This window comes from Mycobacterium angelicum (genome assembly GCF_002086155.1).
Lineage (GTDB): Bacteria > Actinomycetota > Actinomycetes > Mycobacteriales > Mycobacteriaceae > Mycobacterium > Mycobacterium angelicum.
Map to the genome: position 1 here is coordinate 1 of NZ_MVHE01000029.1, position 16,368 is coordinate 16,368.

The 16,368-nt window shown below is 65.9% G+C and carries 19 protein-coding genes, 1 tRNA gene and 2 pseudogenes; 15 read left to right on the top strand and 7 right to left on the bottom strand.

The window, feature by feature from the left end; genetic code table 11:
* The first annotated feature begins 134 nt into the window (after positions 1-134).
* The 5 genes and pseudogenes from BST12_RS17130 to BST12_RS17150 all read left to right on the top strand — a co-directional run bounded on the left by BST12_RS17130 (position 135) and on the right by BST12_RS17150 (position 4,220).
* Positions 135-1,073: an ABC transporter substrate-binding protein gene (locus BST12_RS17130; RefSeq protein ID WP_083114329.1), complete on the top strand. Its 939-nt coding sequence runs from the start codon at positions 135-137 to the stop codon at positions 1,071-1,073.
* 8 nt (positions 1,074-1,081) lie between these two features.
* On the top strand, positions 1,082-2,176 hold the full coding sequence (locus BST12_RS17135) for an ABC transporter ATP-binding protein (RefSeq protein ID WP_083114330.1): 1,095 nt from the start codon (positions 1,082-1,084) through the stop codon (positions 2,174-2,176).
* 3 nt (positions 2,177-2,179) lie between these two features.
* Entirely contained in the window at positions 2,180-2,872 is a 693-nt protein-coding gene (locus tag BST12_RS17140) for an ABC transporter permease (protein ID WP_083114331.1), read from the top strand.
* Positions 2,869-3,616 (top strand): annotated as a pseudogene (locus tag BST12_RS17145) (ABC transporter permease). The gene BST12_RS17140 and the pseudogene BST12_RS17145 overlap by 4 nt, the downstream one beginning before the upstream one ends.
* A gap of 4 nt (positions 3,617-3,620) precedes the next feature.
* Positions 3,621-4,220, top strand: coding sequence for a putative glycolipid-binding domain-containing protein (locus BST12_RS17150; protein ID WP_083114381.1), 600 nt, complete (start codon positions 3,621-3,623; stop codon positions 4,218-4,220).
* Here the strand turns inward: BST12_RS17150 and BST12_RS17155 are convergent.
* A complete protein-coding gene (locus BST12_RS17155) occupies positions 4,183-5,187 on the bottom strand; it encodes a prephenate dehydrogenase (RefSeq protein ID WP_139801734.1) in 1,005 nt (334 codons plus the stop codon). The two genes, BST12_RS17150 and BST12_RS17155, sit on opposite strands and share 38 nt — an antisense overlap.
* Positions 5,188-5,235: 48 nt before the next feature.
* On the opposite strand from BST12_RS17155, the gene BST12_RS17160 reads away from it, so the two are divergent.
* The 4 genes from BST12_RS17160 to BST12_RS34290 all read left to right on the top strand — a co-directional run bounded on the left by BST12_RS17160 (position 5,236) and on the right by BST12_RS34290 (position 7,452).
* Positions 5,236-5,766 carry a tRNA adenosine deaminase-associated protein gene (locus tag BST12_RS17160; RefSeq protein ID WP_083114334.1) on the top strand — a complete coding sequence of 177 codons (531 nt, stop codon included), beginning with the start codon at positions 5,236-5,238 and terminating at the stop codon, positions 5,764-5,766.
* A gap of 170 nt (positions 5,767-5,936) precedes the next feature.
* The gene (locus tag BST12_RS17170; protein ID WP_083114382.1) at positions 5,937-6,419 is read left to right on the top strand and encodes a nucleoside deaminase; all 483 of its coding nucleotides are present in this window, start codon (positions 5,937-5,939) and stop codon (positions 6,417-6,419) included.
* A 29-nt stretch (positions 6,420-6,448) separates the two neighbouring features.
* Positions 6,449-6,538, top strand: a tRNA-Ser gene (locus tag BST12_RS17175).
* Positions 6,539-6,675: 137 nt separating this feature from the next.
* Positions 6,676-7,452 carry a PE family protein gene (locus BST12_RS34290; RefSeq protein ID WP_083114335.1) on the top strand — a complete coding sequence of 259 codons (777 nt, stop codon included), beginning with the start codon at positions 6,676-6,678 and terminating at the stop codon, positions 7,450-7,452.
* Positions 7,453-7,531: 79 nt separating this feature from the next.
* Here the strand turns inward: BST12_RS34290 and ribH are convergent, their stop codons facing one another.
* The 5 genes and pseudogenes from ribH to BST12_RS17200 all read right to left on the bottom strand — a co-directional run bounded on the left by ribH (position 7,532) and on the right by BST12_RS17200 (position 10,515).
* The gene (gene ribH, locus BST12_RS17185) at positions 7,532-8,008 is read right to left on the bottom strand and encodes a 6,7-dimethyl-8-ribityllumazine synthase (RefSeq protein ID WP_083114336.1); all 477 of its coding nucleotides are present in this window, start codon (positions 8,006-8,008) and stop codon (positions 7,532-7,534) included.
* Positions 8,009-8,024: 16 nt separating this feature from the next.
* A pseudogene (locus BST12_RS34905) lies at positions 8,025-8,095 on the bottom strand (hypothetical protein); the annotation flags it as partial.
* A 15-nt stretch (positions 8,096-8,110) separates the two neighbouring features.
* Entirely contained in the window at positions 8,111-9,376 is a 1,266-nt protein-coding gene (locus tag BST12_RS17190) for a bifunctional 3,4-dihydroxy-2-butanone-4-phosphate synthase/GTP cyclohydrolase II (RefSeq protein WP_083114337.1), read from the bottom strand.
* 291 nt (positions 9,377-9,667) lie between these two features.
* Complete coding sequence (locus tag BST12_RS17195; protein ID WP_083114338.1) at positions 9,668-10,027, bottom strand: hypothetical protein; 360 nt, start codon at positions 10,025-10,027, stop codon at positions 9,668-9,670.
* 65 nt (positions 10,028-10,092) lie between these two features.
* Positions 10,093-10,515 carry a YbjQ family protein gene (locus BST12_RS17200; protein WP_083114383.1) on the bottom strand — a complete coding sequence of 141 codons (423 nt, stop codon included), beginning with the start codon at positions 10,513-10,515 and terminating at the stop codon, positions 10,093-10,095.
* Between the two features lie 134 nt (positions 10,516-10,649).
* Between BST12_RS17200 and BST12_RS17205 the strand changes: the two genes are divergently transcribed.
* Genes BST12_RS17205 through BST12_RS17225 form a run of 5 tightly spaced genes read left to right on the top strand, consistent with a single transcriptional unit; the run spans position 10,650 to position 15,385 of the window.
* Positions 10,650-11,927, top strand: a complete 1,278-nt coding sequence (locus tag BST12_RS17205) for a sulfotransferase family protein (RefSeq protein ID WP_083114339.1) — start codon at positions 10,650-10,652, stop codon at positions 11,925-11,927.
* A gap of 51 nt (positions 11,928-11,978) precedes the next feature.
* On the top strand, positions 11,979-13,175 hold the full coding sequence (locus BST12_RS17210) for an MBL fold metallo-hydrolase (protein ID WP_083114384.1): 1,197 nt from the start codon (positions 11,979-11,981) through the stop codon (positions 13,173-13,175).
* Complete coding sequence (locus BST12_RS17215) at positions 13,172-13,921, top strand: SDR family NAD(P)-dependent oxidoreductase (RefSeq protein ID WP_083114340.1); 750 nt, start codon at positions 13,172-13,174, stop codon at positions 13,919-13,921. Before BST12_RS17210 ends, BST12_RS17215 begins: the two co-directional genes overlap by 4 nt.
* 19 nt (positions 13,922-13,940) lie before the next feature.
* Positions 13,941-14,408, top strand: coding sequence for a VOC family protein (locus tag BST12_RS17220; protein WP_083114341.1), 468 nt, complete (start codon positions 13,941-13,943; stop codon positions 14,406-14,408).
* On the top strand, positions 14,408-15,385 hold the full coding sequence (locus BST12_RS17225; RefSeq protein ID WP_083114342.1) for an LLM class flavin-dependent oxidoreductase: 978 nt from the start codon (positions 14,408-14,410) through the stop codon (positions 15,383-15,385). The genes BST12_RS17220 and BST12_RS17225 overlap by 1 nt, the downstream gene beginning before the upstream one ends.
* On the opposite strand, the gene BST12_RS17230 is transcribed toward BST12_RS17225, so the two are convergent.
* On the bottom strand, positions 15,382-15,777 hold the full coding sequence (locus BST12_RS17230) for a hypothetical protein (RefSeq protein ID WP_083114343.1): 396 nt from the start codon (positions 15,775-15,777) through the stop codon (positions 15,382-15,384). The two genes, BST12_RS17225 and BST12_RS17230, sit on opposite strands and share 4 nt — an antisense overlap.
* A 235-nt stretch (positions 15,778-16,012) precedes the next feature.
* Here BST12_RS17230 and BST12_RS17235 point away from each other — a divergent pair, with 235 nt between their 5' ends.
* Entirely contained in the window at positions 16,013-16,324 is a 312-nt protein-coding gene (locus BST12_RS17235) for a PE family protein (protein ID WP_083114344.1), read from the top strand.
* The last annotated feature ends 44 nt before the right edge of the window (positions 16,325-16,368 follow it).

Consider the following 16,368-nt stretch of genomic DNA (forward strand, 5'->3'; position numbering starts at 1 on the left):
GGGTGGCTGAGCGGGTGGGCCAGGGGGAGTGCTGGTCATAGTGCCATCTTTGTCCCATCCCGCACGGATTGAAACCAAACCACGCGGGAAACTTGCGGGGGCGTCGCGACGATTCTGCCGATACTGTCGACGGCATGGGAATGCCGCGGCGCACGGCACTCGCCGCGGCTGGGTCTTTCGCTGCGGCGTGCCTGCTTGCGGCGTGCGGGAGTGCCGATCCGCTCGGGTCGGCAACGGGGAACGTGAAATCCATCGTGGTCGGATCGGGCGACTTCCCCGAATCGCAGATCGTCGCCGAAATCTACGCGCAGGCGTTGCAGGCCAACGGGTTCGACGTAGGACGGCGGATGGGCATCGGCAGCCGCGAGACCTACATCCCGGCGCTCAAAGATCATTCCATCGACCTGGTTCCGGAATACATCGGCAATTTGCTGCTGTACTTCGAACCCGACTCCAAGGCGACCCTGCTCGACGCCGTCGAATTGGAGCTCTACAAGAAACTGCCCGGCGACCTGTCGATCCTGACGCCGTCGCCGGCATCTGACACCGACACCGTCACCGTCACCGCCGCGACCGCCGCCATGTGGAATCTGCGAACCATCGCCGACCTGGCGGCGCATTCCCAAGACGTGCGGTTCGCGGCACCGTCGGCGTTCACCACCCGGCCGTCCGGGCTACCCGGGCTGCGGCAGAAGTACGGACTCGACGTGGGCCCCGGCAATTTCGTGACGATCAATGACGGGGGCGGCGCCGTCACCGTGCGGGCCCTGGTGGACGCAACGGTCACCGCCGCCAACATCTTCAGCACTTCGGCGGCCATCCCGCAGAACCATCTGGTGGTGCTCGACGATCCCGAACACAACTTTCTGGCCGGCAATATCGTGCCGCTGGTGAACTCTCAGAAGAAGTCGGATCGTCTTAAAGATGTGTTGGATGCGGTATCGGCAAAACTAACCACCGCCGGTCTGGCCGAACTCAACGCCGCGGTGTCGGGCAACGGCGGCGTCGACCCCGATGAAGCGGCCCGAAAATGGGTGCGGGACAACGGCTTCGACCAACCCATTCAGCAGTAGGAACCGCGGTGATCAGCTTCGACGACGTCGCCAAGGTGTACCCGGACGGCACCACCGCGGTGGACCGACTGAGCCTGGACGTGCCCACCGGCATGCTGACGGTTTTCGTCGGGCCCTCAGGCTGCGGCAAGACGACCGCGCTGCGCATGATCAACCGCATGGTCGAGCCGACCTCCGGCACCATCACCGTCGACGGAACCGACGTCGCCGGTGTCAACCCGGTGCGGTTGCGCCTCGGCATCGGATACGTCATTCAGAACGCCGGACTGATGCCGCATCAACGGGTGATCGACAACGTCGCGACGGTCCCGGTACTGCGGGGCCAATCCCGCCGCGCTGCCCGCAAAGCCGCCTATGAGGTACTCGAGCGCGTCGGTCTCGATCCCAAGGTCGCCACCCGCTATCCGGCGCAACTTTCCGGCGGTGAACAACAACGCGTAGGCGTGGCCCGTGCGCTGGCCGCCGACCCGCCGATCTTGTTGATGGACGAGCCGTTTTCGGCCATCGACCCAGTGGTCCGGCACGAGCTGCAGAACGAAATCCTAAGGCTGCAAAGCGAATTGCATAAGACCATCGTCTTCGTCACACACGACATCGACGAGGCGTTCAAGCTCGCTGACCTGGTCGCGGTGTTCGCGCCGGGCGGCCGCCTGCAGCAATACGGCAAACCGACACAACTGCTTTCGCGTCCGGCCAACGAGTTCGTGTCCAAGTTCATCGGCCTCGGGCGCGGCTATCGGTGGCTGCAACTCATCGACGGGGCCGGTCTGACGGTGCACGACATCGAGCGCCTCTCCGTCGACAGTCTTGGCACGGCACAACTCAGCGACGGCTGGGCGCTGGTGACCAACGCCGAAGGTGAACCGCTGGGCTGGATCGACGCCGAGGGCCTGCGCCGCCACCAGGGTGGCGCGGCGTTGTCGGAGAGCATGACCGTGGTTGGCTCGGTGTTTCGCCCGAACGGGAACCTCAGCCAGGCGCTGGATGCCGCGTTGTCCTCGCCGTCGGCGGTGGGTGTTGCCGTCGACGGCGACGGCAAGGTGATCGGCGGCGTACTGGCGGCCGACGTGCTGGCCGCCGTCAACGGCCGAAGGCAGGGCTGAGACGTGCACTACTTGATGACGCACCTCGGCTCGGCCTGGGCACTGACCGTGGTCCATCTGCGCCTGGCCCTGATCCCAGTGCTGATCGGGCTGGCCATCGCGGTGCCGCTTGGGCTGCTGGTGCAGCGCGCGCCGGTACTTCGGCGGCTGACGACGGCGACGGCCAGCATCGTGTTCACCATCCCGTCGCTGGCGCTGTTCGTGGTTCTGCCGCTGATCATCAAGACCCGGATCCTCGACGAGGCCAACGTCATCGTCGCGCTGGCGGCCTACACCACCGCGCTGCTGGTGCGCAGCGTGCTGGAGGCGCTGGACTCGGTGCCCCAGCAGGTGCGTGACGCGGCCGTCGCGGTCGGCTACGGGTGGTCCGGCCGGATGCTGAAAGTTGAACTGCCACTGGCGATTCCGGTCCTGGTGGCTGGGTTGCGAGTGGTGGTGGTTACCAATATCGCAATGGTCTCGGTGGGTTCGGTGATCGGTATCGGCGGCCTGGGCACCTGGTTCACCGCGGGCTATCAGATGAACAAGAGCGACCAGATCGTGGCCGGAATCATCGCGATGTTCGTACTTGCCGTGGTGATCGATGTGCTGATCGTGCTGGGCGGCTGGCTGGCCACGCCTTGGGAACACGCCAGGCGCCGCCCGAGACGTCGTCGCCGCAGGGTTGCCGCCCCGATTGCCGGGGGCGCGCGATGAACTTCATCGGACAGGCCCTGTCCTACCTATTCACCGCGAGCAATTGGGCCGGGCCGGCCGGTCTGACGGCGCGCATAGTCGAGCATCTGGAGTACACCGCGCTGGCCGTGGCGGCGTCGGCCTTGATCGCGGTCCCCATCGGGCTGCTTATCGGGCATACCGGGCGTGGCCAGCTGGTGGTGGTGACCGCGGTCAACGGATTGCGCGCGCTGCCCACGCTCGGCGTGCTGCTGCTCGGGGTGCTCAGCTACGGATTGGGCATGGGACCGCCGATAGTGGCGCTGATGCTGCTGGGCATCCCGCCGCTACTGGCCGGTGCTTACGCGGGCGTGGCGAATGTCGATCCAAGTGTGGTCGACGCCGCCCGCGCGATGGGTATGACCGAGCCGCAAGTGCTGATGCGCGTCGAAGTGCCCAACGCGCTGCCGCTGATCCTGGGCGGATTACGCAGTGCGACGCTGCAAGTCGTTGCCACCGCGACCGTTGCCGCCTACGCCAGTCTCGGTGGTCTGGGCCGCTATTTGATCGACGGGATCAAGGAGCGCCAATTTCATATCGCGCTGGTCGGCGCGCTGGTGGTGGCCGCATTGGCGCTGGTCCTCGATGGCTTGCTGGCATCGGCGGTGTGGGCTTCGGTGCCCGGCACCGGGCGGCTCAGCAAACCGCGCTGGATGTCTCGCTCGGCCAATTGACGCATCAGTTAGCGACAAACCTGCCGCGGCCGATGGACACGTCCTACGGTAGACGTGTGAACGCAGCCTCCTCTGATCCGACTCCACGCATGTGGCCTGCGATGTTAACCTGGCGTGCGCAGGACATCTCCCGTATGGAATCGGTACGAATTCAATTGTCCGGCAAGAGAATCAGGGCCAATGGCCGCATCGTGGCGGCGGCCACCGATAGCAATCCGGCATTCGGAGCCTTCTATGAAGTGCAGACCGACGAGACCGGGGCTACCAAGCGATTCGGGTTGACCGTCACGTTGGCTGAACGCGAACGCCAGCTCGCGATCGCCCGTGACGAGGAAAACATGTGGTTGATCACTGACCACCAGGGCGAACGGCGGGCCGGCTACAACGGCGCCCTGGACATCGATGTGGTGTTCAGCCCGTTCTTCAACGCTTTGCCGATCCGTCGCCTCGGGCTACATGAACGAGCGGAATCGATCACGCTCCCGGTGGTCTACGTGAAAGTGCCCGACATGTCGGTCGTTGCCGACACGGTGAGCTACACCAGCGAAGGTCGGCTCGACGCGATCAAACTGCGTTCGCCGGTGGCCGACACGATGGTCACCGTCGACGCCGACGGGTTCATCGTGGACTATCCAGGCTTGGCAGAGCTGATCTGATCACGCCGCCCGCCCGGCCGGCGGCTGCCAGCTGTTCGCGCCAGTTCGGGGCGCCGATGACGACGGTGACGATGTCGTAGCGCGGGAAGCTCTCGTAACGCGTGCGTGCGGCGTGGCCCTCGTCGACGAGATCGGCTACCGAGCCGTTGCGGGCCAGCGAACCGCGGGCCCGGTCCAACAGTTCGATCACCCGGTCGGTGACGGGCTGCAGCTGGACAGAGTTGCCTTCGCACATCGCCCGGACCAGGTCTGGGGCCGTGCCGGCAACCCGGGTGGCGTCCCGGAATGAGCCTGCGGCCAGGGCGAAAGCCAACGGCACCTCCGCGGCGGTGACCGCCAGGGCCTCGGCGAGCAGATGCGGCAGGTGCGAGATCGCGGCCGCGGCGGCGTCGTGCTCGTCGGATTTGGCCGGCACCACCATTGCCCCGCAGTCCAGGGCCAGCGTCATCACCATCGACCACACGTCGGGGTCGACGTGGTCGTCCACGCTGATGACCCAAGGCGCCCGGTTGAAGAGTCCGCCGTGTCCGGCGGCCCACCCCGAGTGGGCCGTGCCCGTCATCGGGTGTCCGCCCACGAAGCGGGCCTGCAGACCGGCCATGGTGACCTCGTCGAGCACGGCGCTTTTGACGCTGGTGACGTCGGTCAGGGGACAGTGGGGAGCCGTTTCGTGGATGTGGGCGAGCATGTTCGCCAGCGCGGGCATCGGGACGGCCAGCACGATCAGCGCTTCGGTATCGGCGGCTCGTTTCAACGTTTCGTTCAGGTCGGTGGTGGCGTCGAAGCCGTCGGCCCGGGCGCCCTGGGCGCCCTCGACCGACCGGTTGTAGCCGAAGACTTCACGACCGGCGGGGGCCAGGGCCCGCATTATCGAGCCGCCGATGAGTCCCAGTCCCAGCACACACACCGGTCTCCCCGTCACAGTCCTAAGGTTGGCACAGTTCGGCCGCTTCCGGTGGGTTCGGATTTCCGCTCGTCTGGTAAAGCGACCTGGTGGGGACTACCGTAGGCGCCCATGGGAGCACAACGCCCATCCGCAGGGGCCGCCTCGGGACCGTCGGTGGACACGCCGGACGGCTTCGGGGTAGCGGTCGTGCGTGAAGAGGGCCGATGGCGCTGTGCCCCGATGGGCCCCAAGGCGCTCACCAGCCTCTCTGCCGCCGAGACGGAGTTGCGTGAGCTGCGCAGCTCTGGCGCGGTTTTCGGCCTCCTCGACGTTGACGACGAGTTCTTCGTCATCGTGCGCCCGGCGCCGTCGGGGACCCGGCTGTTGCTGTCGGATGCCACCGCCGCGCTGGACTACGACATCGCGGCCGAGGTTCTGGACAATCTGGACGCCGAGATCGATCCCGATGACCTCGAGGATTCCGATCCCTTTGAAGAGGGGGATTTGGGCTTGCTGTCCGACATCGGGCTGTCCGAGGCGGTGCTGGGAGTCATCCTCGACGAGTCCGACCTCTATGCCGACGAGCAACTCGGCCGTATCGCCCGGGAGATGGGCTTCGCCGAGCAACTGTCGGCGGTGATCGACCGCCTCGGTCGGTGATCGCAAGCGCGGCGGAGCCGGGCGCGGCGGGTCGCCGCCATCAGGCCCCGTCGGTGATCGCAAGCGCGGCGGAGCCGGGCGCGGCGGGTCGCCGCCATCAGGCCCCGTCGGTGATCGCAAGCGCGGCGGAGCCGGGCGCGGCGGGTCGCCGCCATCAGGCCCCGTCGGTGATCGCAAGCGCGGCGGAGCCGGGCGCGGCGGGTGACGAAGAGCTGATTCGTACCGCGTTGGCCGTCGCTGTGACGGCTGGGCCGCGCGATGTGCCGATCGGTGCGGTGGTCGTCGGCGCCGACGGCACCGAACTCGCCCGAGCGGTGAACGCTCGCGAGGCCCTCGGCGATCCCACCGCGCACGCGGAGATCCTCGCATTACGTGCCGCGGCCCGCGTGCTGGGTGACGGTTGGCGACTCGAAGGCGCAACGCTGGCCGTCACCGTCGAGCCGTGCACAATGTGCGCCGGCGCGCTGGTGCTGGCCCGCATCGGTCGCCTCGTGTTCGGGGCGTGGGAACCCAAGACCGGCGCGGTGGGTTCGCTGTGGGATGTGGTCCGCGACCGTCGGCTCAACCATCGCCCCGAAGTCCGGGGTGGCGTGCTGGCCGCGGAGTGCGCGGCGCCCTTGGAGGAGTTCTTCGCCCGCCAGCGATTGGGGTGACGGGCCATTGGTTCGGTAAGCTGCTCGGCGGTGGCGTGTCCGAGCGGCCTAAGGAGCACGCCTCGAAAGCGTGTGACGGCTAACACCGTCCGAGGGTTCAAATCCCTCCGCCACCGCCAATTTGCGTTCGCCGAGATTGCCACCATGGTCGCGGCTTCGCCCCGATCACGACCCTCACGGCAATCTCGGTGACGAAAGGTCGCCGCACCGTTAGGCTTCTCATCACCGAATCGCTGTGGGCCTAGGGAGGCGGGCTATGTCCTTTGTGACGGTGGTGCCGGACTTTGTCGGCCAAGCGGCCGGACAATTGGAGAACGTCGGCTCGGCGTTGAATGCGGCCAGTGCGGCGGCCGCAGCGCCGACTACCGGGCTGCTGGCCGCTGCGGGTGACGAGGTGTCAGCGGCGATCGCCTCGCTGTTTTCCAGCCATGCCCAGGAATTTCAGGCCGTCAATGCGCAGGCGGCCGCCTTCCAATCCCAGTTCACGAACTTGCTGAACGCCGGCGCAGGCTCCTATCTCAGCACCGAAGTCACCAACGCGGGGGCTGCTGCTGCGTCCGGCGACATATTCCCGTCCTTCAGCGGCAACTTCCTGTCGCTTCTGACCGGCGCCAATGCGCAGCAGCTTGAACTCCCGCTCGATGTGGCAGGCCCGGTGGTCGTCGCAGCGCGCGCGCTGGAACCGAGCGGGATAGCGTTTGTCAACGCGGTGCGGGCAGGGGACTCGGCGGCGGCCATGACGGTACTCGGCAATGCCGGCCCGATCGCCGGTAACGCGTTCGTATACGGCCAGGACACGGTCTCCATACCGCTGCCGGGTTCGATATCGGGTCTGCAGGCAATCACGCTCGACATTCCCTTTGGCGGGCTGCTGGCTCCGCTACAGCAGATAACCCTGACCGTGGCGACGCCCGGGAATCCGCCGATTATCTTCCCGCTGGGGCTGGAAGTTGGCGGCCTCGTGACGAACCTGCAGGCAAATGGGCCCGAAGTGCTGCTTGCGCTGCTGCTTTTGGGTGGCGCGTTCCTGTAAGCCAGCCAGGTTGCCGAGATTGCCGCCATGGTCGTGGTTGCGCGGTTGTCGCGACCCTCATGGCAATCTCGACGACGGCTTAAGCCCGCAACTCCCGCAGGGTCAGCGCGGTGGCCAAGGCCGCCGAGGTTGCCTGGGCGCCCTTGTCCTCGGCCGACGTGGGCAGCCCCGCGCGATTGAGCGCCTGTTCCTCGGTGTTGGTGGTCAGCACGCCATTGCCCACCGGCGTGGAAGTGTCGAGAGAGACCCGGGTCAACCCCTGGGTCACCGCGTCGCAGACGTAGTCGAAATGCGGTGTCTCGCCGCGGATTACGACGCCGAGTGCGACGACGGCGTCGTGGTTGCGAGCCAATTCCTGTACTACCACCGGGATCTCGATGGCCCCCAGTACACGCACCACCGTTGGACTGCCGATGCCCGAGTCGGCGGCTACCTTGAGGGCGCCATCGAGCAGGGCGTCACAAATCTGGGTGTGCCAGGTGCTGGCCACAATGGCCAGCCGGACACCGGAGGCGTCAAGTACCGGGAATTCCGGCACGCCGGTGCCGCCGCTCATATGCGCCGCTCCTCAGCATCGCTGCGCTCTGCATCGTCGCCGGCGCGGCTCATTTGCGCCGCTCCTCAGCATCGCTGCGCTCTGCATCGTCGCCGGCGCGGCTCATATGGCACCGCCGAGTTCACCCGGCATCGCAACGGCCTCGTGGAACTCGTCCAGACCGGTTAGCTCGTGGCCCATCCGGTCGCGCTTGGTCATCAGGTACCGGATGTTGTCGGCGTTGGCCCGCACCGGCAGGGCCACCCGCTCGGTGATCTGCAGACCGTAGCCGTCCAGACCCACCCGCTTGGCCGGGTTGTTGGTCAGCAGCCGCATCGAGTGCACCCCGAGGTCGACCAGAATCTGGGCGCCGATCCCGTAGTCGCGGGCGTCGGCGGGCAGGCCCAGCTTGAGGTTGGCGTCGACGGTGTCGTCCCCGGCGTCTTGCAGCTGGTAGGCCTGCAGCTTGTGCAGCAGCCCGATGCCGCGGCCCTCATGACCACGCATGTAGAGCACCACCCCGCGGCCCTCGCGGGCCACCAAGGCCATCGCGGCATCCAGCTGCGGCCCGCAGTCGCAGCGGCGTGACCCGAACACGTCGCCGGTCAGGCACTCCGAGTGCACCCGCACCAGCACGTCGGCGCCGTCGGAAATATCACCGCGCACCAGCGCAACATGCTCGACGTCCTCGTAGATGCTGGTGTAGCCGATCGCGCGAAAGTCTCCGTGCAGCGTCGGGATGCGCGCCTCGGCGACCCGGACGATGTGCTTTTCGTGCTTGCGCCGCCAGGAGATCAAATCGGCGATGGTGATCATCGCCAGACCATGCTCGTCGGCGAAGACCCGCAACTCGTCGGTCTGGGCCATCGAGCCCTCGTCTTTTTGGCTGACGATCTCACAGATCGCCCCCGCCGGCTGCAGCCCGGCCATCCGCGCCAAATCCACCGCGGCCTCGGTGTGACCGGGACGGCGCAACACCCCACCGTCCTTGGCCCGCAACGGAACCACGTGGCCGGGACGGCTGAAATCCTCGGAAACACTGGCCGGATCGGCCAGCAGCCGCATGGTGGTCGCCCGGTCGGACGCCGAAATGCCGGTTCCCACACCGCTTCTGGCGTCGACGGTGACGGTGTAGGCGGTGCCGTGCTTGTCTTGGTTGACCGCATACATCGGCAGCAGGCCCAGCTTGTCGCAGACCGCGCCGTCCAACGGCACACATAAATAGCCCGAGGTGTAGCGGACCATGAACGCCACCAACTCCGGCGTCGCCTTTTCCGCGGCGAAGATCAGGTCGCCTTCGTTTTCGCGGTCCTCGTCGTCAACGACGACGACGGCTTTGCCGGCAGCAATGTCGGCTACCGCCCGCTCAACGGAGTCAAACTTTGTCATCGTGCCACCTTGTTGTCAGGCCGGCTCACAACAGAAGCCGGGGGGTCGAAAAGGCGGAAAGGCTGGTCAGCCCGACCGCTGCAGCGTAAATCAGCAAAGCCGCCGCTGGGAAGCGTCCGTTTGGCGCGGAGCCGATTCGCACGTTTATTGATCCCCCGATGGTGATCCACATCGGAGGTCTTTAGCGGCTTGTGACATGAAAAACTATAAGGCCCTATGCGGACAATTAACATTAGTAATAATGCCCAAGTAGCTTGGAAATTCCTGGACAATTCCGTGAAGGGCGGGGCCTCAGCCACTCACCAGCAATGGCAGTGAAACCGCTCCCGCGCCGCCGGTAACGACGATCACCCAACGGCCGTCGACGGGCATCACTATGTCGATGCCGAAGATCGCGAACCCCACCTCGGCCGCGGTGGCGGCCTCCGGCAGCTCAAACGTCAGGTAAAGCGGCTCGTCATCGGTCGGCGGCCTGATCTCCACGTCGACTCGGGGGTCCGGGCCTCCCGTCTCCGCCTGGGTGAGTACGACGAGCAGGAACTGGGCCGACCGGTCGGGCTCGACGGCAAATCGGTACAGCACACCGCCCGACACGTTGAGTTTGTTGTCCACCACCGAAGCCGCTTCGGCCAGAAAGGCCCCGACAATCACCCCGCGAACTTACCGCTCTGTAGTTCGTCGAGACGGTCGAGGGTGCGTTGGAGCACCCGTTTGGGTCAACCGGCGCTATAGGGCTGTTGCTGCGGCGGGGCTTGCTGGGCCTGCGGTTGGGGGGCACCGCCGTAGCCCAATTGGGAAGCGGTGTAGCGCGCCCCGTCGGTGACCGGGACGGCTTGCACCGCGGTGCCGTAGGCGCAGATCTCGGTCCACACGTCGCCGAGCTCGGTCGTGTCGAAGCGCATTCCGATGATCGCGTTGCCGCCTTTGTTGCGGGCCTCGTTAATGAGCCGGTGCATCGCCTCATTGCGGCTTTCAGCCAGATTCTTCGTCATGCCCTGCAGCTCGCCGCCGAACATGGATTTGAAGCCGGCGCCGATCTGAGAGAAGGCATTCCGCGACCGGACAGTGAGTCCGAAGACTTCGCCGCATACGCGCTGGATCTCCCATCCGGGAATGTCATTGGTAGTGACGACGAGCAACGGACAGCCTTTCTGCCGGGATAAGAACTTCCGGTGCAGGGTACCGCGCACCCCCGCAATTTCCGGTCGTTTGCTGTGCGGTTGGCGGCAGGTCTGTTGACGGCGGATCCGCATACGCGGCTACCGTCTGTGTCATGGGTTCGCTGGGCCCCCACAGCCAGGACATCGACGACATCGACTTCGACGACCTGATCTCGCCCCAGTTGACCGACGTGCAGCGCCAGATCTTGAAGTTCACCGAGTCCAGGCACGTCGAATTCGACATCGACCGGATGCTCGCCGAAGCCATTGAACAGGCCGGTGCCGACGATCTGAACGACACTGACGGCTTCGGCGACCGGCTGACCGCACACGTGGCCGCGATCGAATCCGACGCAGGCCTCACCCAGCTCACCCGTTCCACCCTGCGCCAGCGAGTCGTACGCCTGCTGCGCAACCGCCTGTCGCTGACCGAACTCGTCAAGCGCTATCCCGAGATCGAATCGATTCCCATCGAGAAGCCGTTCATCGTCGTGGGCATGCCGCGATCCGGTACCACGCATCTGGTCAACCTCATCGCCGCCGATCCGCGCCGCCGCGCGCTGCCGTACTGGGAGAGCCAGGAGCCGATACCCGCACGCGGTCAAGGCCCCGACATCTGCGGCGTCGACCCCCGCTACACGCGGGCCAAGCAGGAACACGACGCCCTGATGGCCAGCGCGCCGGTGGTGGCCGCCATGCACGACCGGTTCCCCGAGGCCATCGAGGAAGAAGTCGAACTCCTCGACCTGGATCTGGCCGGCTATGTGCTGGAATGGCATGCGCGCGTAGCGGATTGGCGCGACTACTACTTGAGTCTCGACCAAACGCGGCACTACGCATACCTGAAGAAGGTGCTGCAGGCCTTGACGTTTCTGCGTGGCCCGCAGACCTGGATACTGAAAAGTCCGCAGCACTGTGAACAGCTCGGACCGCTGATGGCCACCTTCCCGGACGCCACGGTGGCTTTCACACACCGTGACCCGGTGGCCGTCATCCAGTCGGCGATCACGATGATGGCTTACTCAGACCGGCTGCGCCGCACCAGTATCGACCCCGAGTGGCTGCTGGATTACTGGAGCGACCGAGTGCGGCGGCTGCTGAGCGCGTGCGTGCGCGACCGCGATCTCGTCTCCGCAGAACACAGCATCGACATCGGCTTTCACCACCTCAACGGCAACGAGATGTCGTTGCTGGAAGAGCTTTACCGGCGCGGCGGGGTCGAACTGACACCCCAGGTGCGGGAGCGCTTCCAGCGATATCTCGACGGTAATCCGCGCGGCAAGCACGGCCGCGTTCGCTACGAATTGCAGAGGCATTTCGGCATTTCGGCCGATGAGCTGCGCGGGCGGTTCGGTTTCTATTTCGACAGTTTCGACGTCCGCCCTGAATGAAGGAGGCAACAGTTGGAACCGGTCTACCGCAGCCGGCCCGGCGCTGACGCGATGCGCCCGGCGTGTGCCGAGCGGGCCGAGCAGATCGCCCCGGGGCTGTGGTGCTCGCCGGGGTTGTCCAATGCCTACCTGCTGACCACGGGGGATGGCCGGGTTATCGTCAACACCGGCATGGGTTTTGAGGGCCCGGTGCATCGCGCCAACTTCGACGCCGTCGACTCCTCGCCGGTGCGCTACATCATCTTCACCCAGGGGCACGTCGACCACGTCGGCGGCCTGGACAGTGTGCGCGATCCCGAAACCACCGTTGTCGCGCAGGCGAATTGGACCCTTTGGCGCGACGACAACGAGCGCCTCATTCCATACCGCGCCAGCCGGAGCGCATTCGCGTTCAAAGACACCCTGGCCACCGGCATCCAGGCCATCCAACGACGCCTGGGCACCCGCCGCCTGCCCGGCCAGAGTGTGCCCACCGTCGATCTCGACTTCGAAGACACGCTGAGCCTGGAGGTCGGCGGGCGCAGGCTGGAGCTGATCTCCGTGCCGGGCGGCGAGACGAACGACTCGCTGGTGGTCTGGCTGCCCGACGAGCGGATCTGTCTATGCGGGAACACATTTGGTCCGCTGTTCGGACACATCCCCAACCTGGTTACCATTCGCGGCGACCGGTACCGGGACGCGCTGACGGCCGTCGCGTCCGTCGAGCGGGTGCGCCAGCTGCAACCCGAGTTGCTGGTCACCGGCCACTTCGACCCGATCGCCGGCGTCGCCAGGATCGACGCCGAGCTGACCCGGCTGCGCAACGCCATCCAGTACCTCCACGATCAAACCGTCGCCGGGATGAACGCCGGAAAGGATGTCGCGACCCTGATGCGCGAAATCGCTTTGCCCGCGGAATACGAAGTGGGACAGGGCTATGGGAAGGTGTCCTGGGATGTGCGGGCCATCTGGGAGAACTACTCGGGCTGGTTCCACCACCGGTCGACCACCGAACTCTATCCGGTCGGTTTCGACGCCGTCGCCACCGACATCGTGGAACTGGCGGGCGCCGACGAGCTGGTGCGCCGGGCCCGCACCCACCTGGACGAAGGCCGGCCGCTGCACGCCATTCACCTGGCCGAACTGCTCCCCCCAGACCACCCCGGCGGGCGGGACGTACTGCGCCAAGCGCACCAGAACCTGCTGGCCGGCAGTGTCAACTTCTGGGAGAGCGCCTGGCTCAAACAACAGATAGCGAGCAATTCATGACGGCACGGGTGAGTTTCGACTTCACCGGAACCACGGCCCTGATCACCGGCGGCACCAGCGGGATCGGGCATGCGATCGCGACGCTGTTTCGGGATGCGGGCGCCGACGTCACCATCACCGGAACCAAGCCGGGCGCCGGGGAATACGACGCGGATCTGGCCGGCATGGCCTATCGCCGGCTGCAGATCACCGATCCCGAATCCGTCGACACGTTGGCGCAGAGCATCACCGGGCTCGACATACTGGTCAACAACGCCGGCGCCAATTTCCCAGGCGGACTTGACGAATCGAAACCGGACGGGTTCGACGCGTCGGTAGCTCTCAACCTGACCGGGCCGTACCGGTTGACGGTCGGTCTCTACCGGGCACTCAAGTCCTCGACCGCCGCGGGTGGAGCCAGCGTGGTAAACCTGGCATCCATGTCGGCGCTGCGGGCGGTCACCTTGGTGCCGGGCTATGGTGCGGCGAAAGCCGGAATCGTCTGTGTGACGAGAAATCTCGCCGTCAAATGGGCGGGCAAGGGCATCCGGGTGAACGCGGTGGCACCGGGCACCATCGACACACCCATGACCGCGCCCATGCTTCTCGCACAGCAGTTGGTGGATACGGAGTTGGCGCATATTCCATTGCGCCGCTTCGGTTCTGCGACAGAGATCGCACCTACGGTGGCATTTCTGTGTACCGAGCAAAGCAGCTACACCAGCGGCGCCGTCTTCGTCGTCGACGGCGCATCGGATTGCGTGTGACCGGAGTAAGGAACCCGCCATGACCTTCGCATTGAAACCCGAAGACCTCTACCACACCGGCATCGTGGTGCCCGACCTCGATGCCGCGATGGCCCGCCTCAGCGCGTTGGCCGGCTACCGCTGGATCAAACCGCTGTCCTATACGCTGCCTTTTCGGACGGCCGCCGGAACCCAAGAGCTGACGTCGACCATCGTGTACTCCGTGCAGAGTCCACACATCGAACTCCTGCAAGAAGTGCCCGGAACCTCGTGGACGGCCGCACCCGGCAATGCCGTGCACCACCTCGGCTACTTCACCGACGATCTCGCCGGCACCGCACGAGAGCTGGAGCGCAACGGCTGCACGTTCGAAATGACCGGCGCCGTACCCGGTTCCGAACTCGCCATGTTCGCCTACTACCTGGACCCGGCCGGCATCCGCATCGAAATCGTCGACCGCGCACTGTTCCCCGACTTTCCCGCGTTCCTGGAATCACAGGCTCGGTAATGGTGCTGACCGTTCTCCGGTTCAACTTCGCCTCGCCGCAAGGCAATCCACGCACTCAGGGCGAGTTGATCCGCGCCGCACTCGAACTCGTGCAATGGGGCGAATCGCGGGGGATCGCCACCGTCAGTGTCGACGAGCATCACGCGAGCGGGCACGGCTGGAGCTGCAATCCCATCATGGCAGCATCGATGTTCCTGGCGCGGACCTCGCGGCTGATCGCCAGCGTGGACTGCGCGCTGGGGCCGCTGTGGAACCCGGTGCGGCTGGCCGAAGACATTGCGCTGGTTGACAATATGAGTCGCGGTCGGCTGCATACCACGATCGGACTGGGCTACCGGACTGTCGAATACGACTCGCTGGGGGCGGATTTCAGCCGGCGCGGCCCACTGATGGACGCTCTGATCGAGCGAATGCTGTCGATCTGGTCCGGCGCCGATCCGGATGCCGGGATCTGTACCGGGACGTGGACGCGGCCGCACCCGCCGCTGTATGTCGGCGGCGGTGTGCGCGCCACGGCACGGCGGGCGGCGCGTTTCGGGTTGCCGCTGAGCCTGGCCGATCACCTGCCCGACATCGCCGCCTACTACCGCCGGCTCTGCGGCGAGGCCGGCATCGCGCCGTTCGTCATCATGCCGTCCGCCACCAATCGCGGCATGATCTTCCTGCACCAAGACCCGGACCGGGCGTGGGCCGAACTCGGTGAGCACATCCTGTGGGAGGCCGTCACCTACGGCGCCTGGTCCAGCGAGTCGCGGTCGCTGATGCACCTACCGGGAGTCCAGACGCTGGAGCAAGTCAAAGCGTCGGGGCGCTACCGATTTCTGACGCCCGCAGAGCTCGTCGCCGAAGTGCGCGATTGCGAAGACTACGGACCGTTGGTGCTGCATCCGTTGGTGGGCGGCATGCCCGTGGAGGAGGCGTGGAAGTCGGTGCAGTTGCTCACCGACGCCGTGCTGCCGGAGCTGACCCGCGGTTAGAGACCGAACGAAGGCTGCTGCGTCGGGATGTCGCTGACCAGAATCGGAAGCGAGATCGCCCCGCTGCCGCCGGACACCACCAACACCCACCGGCCGTTGACCGGGAGCTGAAGCTGGAGTTCGAAGAAGGCAAACCCGGGAAACTCCGCCACCGCCGATTCGGGTACTTCGAATTGCAGCTTGATCGGTTCGCCGTCGTCGGTCGGCGGCCGCATCTCGATCTCGACCTGGCGTTCGGTGTTGCCGGGCTCCGCCTGGGTCAGCACCACCAGCACGAAGCGGGCCGACCGGTCCGGCCCCAGCGCGAATCTGGACAGCACGCCGCCCGACACATTGAGTTTGTTGTCTACCGCGGCGGCCGCGTCGGCCAGGAAGGCGCCCGTGAGTATCACGCCGACGAACCTACCGCACCCTGCCCAGCCGCTGCGCTGAAGGACGAGTTTGAAAAAGCGGTGAACCATCGCCGGCGCCGCAGCGTACTTGTGGACAAGGTTTGGTCCATTGCAATGCGTCCGGCGCAGCACCGTTGCAGTTTTCTAATTTTGCATCCGGAAACAGTCGCTCAGCGCTACTATCGCAGTGAGTAACTGTAGAAGACCAGCTCGCGGACTGATACAGGAGAAACCCATGCAGCCCATGACAATCGGTTCGGCTGCCGCCGACATCGGTTCACAAATCTCTGACAACGCTTTCCAGGGCCTGCAGGCTGCTGCGACAGCGTCGACGTCGCTGACCTCACTGCTGCCCGCCGGTGGCGAAGAGGTCTCTGCTCAAGCGGCGATGTCATTCGCGGCCGACGGCGCCCGGATGATCGCCCTGAACCAGGCGGCGCAGGAAGAGTTGGCCCGGGCGGGCGCGGCGTTGATCGACATCGCCCGAATGTATGCCGACGTCGACGCCCATGCCGCCGGCCTGCTATTGGGTGCTGCGCTGCGATAGCCAAGCTTTGGCAAATTTTCGCGCCGGAAGCGCGATACTGAGGT